4 protein-coding genes are annotated in these 5,748 nt (G+C 62.6%); 3 read left to right on the top strand and 1 reads right to left on the bottom strand.

Going from position 1 to position 5,748, the window contains the following annotated elements; all coding sequences use genetic code 11:
* Window positions 1–852: 852 nt before the first annotated feature.
* The gene (locus tag VF515_10000; protein ID HEX7407968.1) at window positions 853–2,910 is read left to right on the top strand and encodes an APC family permease; all 2,058 of its coding nucleotides are present in this window, start codon (window positions 853–855) and stop codon (window positions 2,908–2,910) included.
* 118 nt (window positions 2,911–3,028) lie between these two features.
* On the top strand, window positions 3,029–4,177 hold the full coding sequence (locus tag VF515_09995; GenBank protein HEX7407967.1) for a serine hydrolase: 1,149 nt from the start codon (window positions 3,029–3,031) through the stop codon (window positions 4,175–4,177).
* Window positions 4,178–4,239: 62 nt separating this feature from the next.
* Here the strand turns inward: VF515_09995 and VF515_09990 are convergent, their stop codons facing one another.
* Window positions 4,240–4,956 (bottom strand): HEAT repeat domain-containing protein, encoded by a 717-nt coding sequence (locus VF515_09990; protein HEX7407966.1) that lies wholly within the window; start codon window positions 4,954–4,956, stop codon window positions 4,240–4,242.
* A gap of 314 nt (window positions 4,957–5,270) precedes the next feature.
* Here VF515_09990 and VF515_09985 point away from each other — a divergent pair, with 314 nt between their 5' ends.
* Window positions 5,271–5,657, top strand: coding sequence for a hypothetical protein (locus VF515_09985; GenBank protein HEX7407965.1), 387 nt, complete (start codon window positions 5,271–5,273; stop codon window positions 5,655–5,657).
* Window positions 5,658–5,748 lie beyond the last annotated feature (91 nt).

Here is a 5,748-nt window from a genome sequence, read left to right as displayed (position 1 = left end):
GCGAATGAGCCGGTGGTACATCGCGCCGCTCTCGACGTCCCGGGTGGCGGCGAGCACTTCCGGCGTGATCAGCTTGGCAAAGTACGCGCGCAGCTCGACTCGCAGGGCCTTCTGTTCCGCAGTTTCATCGACGAACATAGTTTCCCCTCATCCGGCGGTCACGTCTCCCGGAAACGCGGCCGTTCGTCAAGGACTCAGGAAAGGAAATGTTGATCATGTGATCGGGCCACGATGAAGACGGCATGGGCCAACGGTTGCGTGGCAGGGCACGTAGCCGCACAGGCGCTCTGCGGAAAGAAGCGACGGCTTCCCGAGAGCCCCTGAGTGGCCACGTGTCAGCCCACCGATGCGGGTAGCCCGCAACCGATGCGGCGGTCAACGAGGCTGATCAAACGTTAGTCGCCGCAGTCGATCCAACAATTCTCCCAGGTCTCACCAGGATCGCAAATGCCGTTGCCGCAGAACTCGATATGTCACCCTGGGTGTGCGTCATGAATGTGGGAAATCTCGAAACTCGCGGTCGCGAGAAGGGTTCTACCAGTCGCTCCTACTGCAGGTTTCAGGCGATCTCGATAGCGTGGGTGCTAGGCGTTCTGCATACGCCTTCGGCGTACCAACCACAACGAACCCTGCGGCACCGAGCTACTTTGGGCGATAGCCAAGCGCGTTCTGCGAACCCACAGATTTGACGCACACCAGGCCAGACTGCGCCCGACGGGATCAACGCCGCTTGAAATCAAACGACCCCGCTACCGGGGCGGGAGCTCGGTTGTGATACGACCGGGGCTGTGGTAGCCGGTGCCCCAACGCGCAGGGGCGTGGTACCGACGAACGGAAGCGGCCCAGATTGTTATGCTCGAACGAGCATCTGATAACGAGCGAGAGCTGAGGCCGCCCGCACAGGCCGCACCTACACACGAAGAAACCGAGCTGGAGAAGCGGGGGAGGCGTCGTAGCCTGTTTCGTGTGCTGTTGGGCGCGCCGAAGGATCCGCTCGACCCCCACATCTTCCACCAAGTATCGTTGATTGCATTTCTGGCGTGGGTCGGTCTGGGCGCCGACGGGCTCAGCTCCGCCTGCTATGGTCCGGAAGAAGCCTTCCTGGCGCTCGGCCAGGATCAGTTCCTGGCGCCGTTTCTGGCCTTGGCTACGGCGCTCACCGTCTTTATCATCTCCGCCAGTTACTCCCAGATCATCGAACTCTTCCCCTCCGGCGGCGGAGGATACTTGGTTGCCAGCAAGCTCCTCGGGTCCCACGCCGGCGTCGTGTCCGGATCGGCCTTGGTGGTGGACTACGTGCTCACTATCGCCATTTCCGTCGCCAGTGGTGCGGACGCCATTTTCAGCTTCCTTCCCCTGCGGTTCCAGCAGATGAAGCTGCTCACCGAGGCGATCGTGATCGGACTCCTGATTCTGATCAATCTGCGCGGGGTGAAGGAGTCGGTGACGCTGCTCCTCCCGGTCTTCATCGGGTTCATCATCACCCACGCGATCTTCATCGTGTATGCGGTATGGATCCATGCTGGTGCCGTTCCGGCGATTGCGGCAAACGCCGTAGTGGAAAGCGCCCGTGGCGTACGCGAGCAGGGCTTTTGGGTCATGCTCATGTTGTTTCTCCATGCCTACAGCATGGGCGCCGGCACCTATACCGGTATCGAAGCCGTCAGCAACGGCTTGCCGATTCTGCGCGAGCCGAAGGTGCACACGGGCAAGAAGACCATGCTGTACATGGCGACGTCGCTCGCCTTCACCGCCGGCGGCATCCTGTTCACCTACTTGCTGGTGGGCGTGCAGCATCAACCGGGACGGACTCTCAACGCCGTCCTCATCGGGCAGCTGGTGGGCGGCTGGCACCTCGGCAGCCTGCCGGTCGGGAACGCATTCCTGCTGGGCACCCTGCTTTTCGAAGGCGCCCTGCTGTTTGTTGCGGCGCAGACCGGGTTTCTCGACGGTCCGCGCGTTCTCGCGAGTATGGCAGTCGATTCCTGGGTGCCGCACCGCTTCTACCAGTTGAGTGATCGCCTGGTGACGAAGAACGGCACGGTGCTGATGGGCGCCTTCGCCTTGGCGATTCTCTTCTACACCAAGGGCAGGGTTCAACTACTGATCGTTCTATACAGCATCAACGTCTTCGCGACCTTCACGCTGTCGCAGCTCGGCATGTGCATTCATTGGTGGCAGTGCCGTCACACGGAGCGACGCTGGCAACGGCGGCTGGCGATCAACGGCCTCGGCTTGAGCCTGACCAGCGCCATCCTGGTGGTGACCGTATCGCTCAAGTTTCGCGAGGGCGGCTGGGTGACGGTGGTCATCACGTCCGCCCTGATCGCCACCTGTGTGTGGATCCGCAGCCACTATGAAAAGACCAATCAGTACCTGGATCGACTGAACGCGATCCTGACGGCCGTTCCGGTCGCTCCGGGAGCGCGGCCGGTCCCCGCTTACGACCGCAACGCCCCCACCGGCGTACTGCTGGTCACCGATTACAACGGCATGGGCATCCACTCGTTTCTGGCCATTCCGCGGCTGTTCGGTGACCACATCAAGCAGTTTCTGTTTGTGACCGTGGGGGTAATTGATTCCAGCCGCTTCAAGGGCGTGGCGGAGATAGAACACCTGAAGCAGTCGTCTGATGAGTTCCTGCAGCGATACGTCAATTTCGTGAACGGGCAGGGGATGTGGGCGGACTACCGCTATATGTTGGGTACCGAAACGATCGAGTCCTTGCTGCAGGTGTCTCAACAGGTGGCGAAGGAGTTCCCGCGGGCCGTGTTCTTCGCTGGCAAGCTGGTGTTCGCCGAAGAAACGTTACTGACCCGCTTGCTGCACAACCAAGCGGCGGCGACGTTGCAGCGGCGCTTGCAGTTTGCCGGCCTGCAGATGATCGTCTTGCCCATTCGCGCGCTTTGACCGTGGTTAGGAAAGCGATATGCCGGGCTCGACACGCACACGGTTGACGACGGCGAGGAAACGGACGGACGGCGCGCCGCCCTGGCAAATTCCTGACAAGGCAGCCGGAGTGTGTTAGATGTCTCCGCTGATCGAGGAGCGTGAGATGCGCTGGTGGGGAAGGGTGTTGCTGCTGACTCTGAGCCTGGTTGCGTCTCCGGCTGCCCTGGCCGGCAAGTCGGAACGGCTGCCCGCGACGATCCTCATCGACGCCGGTAGCGGACGGTCTTTGCGGGAGCAAGACGCTGACGCGCCGCGCCCCCTGGGCTCGCTCAGCCAACTGATGCTGTTGCTGTTGAGCTTGGAGCAGTCGGCCCTGGGGGTGCTGCCGTTGGACGTGCCCGTCACTGTGAGCGGCGCTGCCGCTAGCAACGCTGGCGTCCCCTTTCGCCCGGGTAAGACGTACCTCCTCAGTGATCTGTTGAAAGCGGTCACCATTGCCTCCGCTAACGACGCCGCCGTCGCGGTGGCCGAGGCCATTGCCGGGTCTGTGCCCGCCTGCGTGGATCTAATGAACGCCCGGGCGCAACGTCTGGGGATGGCCGCCACGCGTTATTCCAGCATCGGCACGGTGAGCCCGTTGGCGGCGGCCGCGCCCGAGAGCACGACGGCGCACGACCTTGCCCGCTTGGCCCAAGCCCTGGTGCGCCACCCCGCCGTACTCGAATGGGCATCGTTGAGCGGTGTGCCTTTTGATCAAGGATCGGTCTTGCTGCGCAACACCAATCAGCTTCTCGGCGCCGTGCCGGGAGTCGACGGACTGCAGACCTCCTCGGTCCGGGTGCGCCAGGGAGGCAGTTTCAGTGTGATTGCGAGCGCGCGGCGGGGGGAGTTGCAGTTGGTGGCAGTGGTGCTTGACGCGGCGGACACGTCGACCCGCTACAGCACGGCCGCCGAACTGTTGGAGTGGGGCTTTGCGCATTACGAGCGCATTGAGATCATTCGCAAGGGCGAACCCGTCAATTTACCGGTCCGCGTTCTGAACGGCGCCGTCTCCCAGGTGACGCCGGTTGCCGGCCAGACCTTGTCTCTGCTGCGTCGGCGCGATGACGAACGCGACCTTCAACTCCGCTATCAACTGCCGGTGACTGTCCGCGCGCCACTGAAGCGCCATCAAGCCATTGGCGAGGTCATCGTGGAGGAGAAGGGACAGTTGGTGGCGGTGATTCCAATCCTGAGCCCGACAGGCGTGGCGGCCACCAGCATGTTGTCGGCCGGCCTTCCGTAGCCTGGGGTTGATGCAGGGCTGCCTGCCACCAGCATCAGCGTCAGCTTGAGGCGGCGCCGCCGTCAAGGTCTGCCTCCACTGGCGGGTTGTTCAGCGGGCTGTTGCGGCTGACCCGGCCCCGCGGTTGCCGCGGGATCGGGCTCGTAGAGACTCTCGAGATCCAGGATTCCTTCGGCCAAATTGCGGACATCCGGGTCTGTGTCGTTGAGGGCCTTTTCGATAGCAATCCGAGCTGGTTCGCTGCCCACATCCGCCAGGATGGTGAGTGCCTCGAACCGGATGTCCGCCGCAGGATCGCTGAGGGCGCTCTGGATTGCCTCGACCGGCGGTTCGTCGGTGAAATCGGAGAGCGCCTGCAGGGCGGCCATCCGCACCTCTTCGTCCTGGTCAGAGAGAGCCTTTGCGAGCACGGGAATGGCTTCAGGATTTTCGGATGTGCCCAACAGGGTTATCGCGGTCATACGGCGGTCAGGGTCGGGATCTTCCAGGGCGATCTTTGTCATCGCCGGAAGGTCATCCACATCCTCGTCGAAGGAGGTGTCGGATGCCTCACCGGAATCAGAATCGGGTGCCGTGTCAGCCCCCGCGCCCTGTGGACGGCGGCGTTCTTGAACTCGTGGTGGCTGGACACGAATGTCGCCTCTGTCGCGCCAGTCAGCATGCTCGGCGCGCAGCTGCTCTAAACGCGCCCGGACGCGGTCATTCGGCTTCGTCGGTTCGTGCGTGGCCGGTGTTTCGCTGCGCTGCGGCTCGGAGCGGACAAAAAGGAACAGCGTCATGACGCCGGCCGCGACGGCAGCTACGACGGTCGTCACACGCCACCACGATTTCATATCCCACTCTCAGTTGTTTTCCGCAGGCGCCCGGTGACCATAGGTCTCATGCCTTTCACCTTACCAATCCGCTCCCCTTGGCGGAAGACGCAACCGTCGCGGGAAAATTCATCGTCTGGAAGGTCATGCCGGCGGCTTGCAAGTTTGCAAGTGCTCCTTTATCCAAGCGCGGAGATGGAGAAACAAATGCAGCATAACCGCCGCGACATCATCTTCCGACAAGCCATCTCCGGCATCGGCGAGGCCGTACGGTGAGCCCTTTGCTGCGCATCACCGGGATTCTTGGCCTCGGCTGGGCTGTTTTGCTGCTGCTGTTCAAGGACCAGGTGATCACGGCGGAACAGCTGTCGCCGCTGGTCCGTGCACTTGCAAATGGCCTTGGCATCGCCAATCTGGTGCTGGCCTACGTGTTCTGGCGCGCCGCCGGTGACCCGGCCGCGAACCGGAGCGCGGTGTATGCCGCCATCATCTTGTTGGCCCTCAAGGTGGCGAACGACCTGTACGAGCTCTTGGTGTTATTGCCGGCCAGTCAAGCGACGGTCAGTCTTGTCGACCTGGTGGCGAGCCTGGCGCTGCTGGTGGGTATCTTGGAGGCTCTCCCGAGAACACTGGCTGCGGGGCGTGCGCTAGACGTGCTGGAGAACTGAACCATGGTCAGGGCTCAGTGCGGGGTTTCAATCCTTGCCCAGCACGAACCCCTGGTCGCTGATCCTTTGCTTTCAGCCGGTCGGGCGACTT

This window comes from Candidatus Binatia bacterium (assembly GCA_036382395.1).
In the GTDB taxonomy this organism is placed as follows: Bacteria; Desulfobacterota; Binatia; order HRBIN30; family HRBIN30; genus JAGDMS01.
The sequence above is the reverse complement of the archived record's forward strand: the minus strand, read 5'-3'. Positions and strand labels throughout refer to the sequence as shown.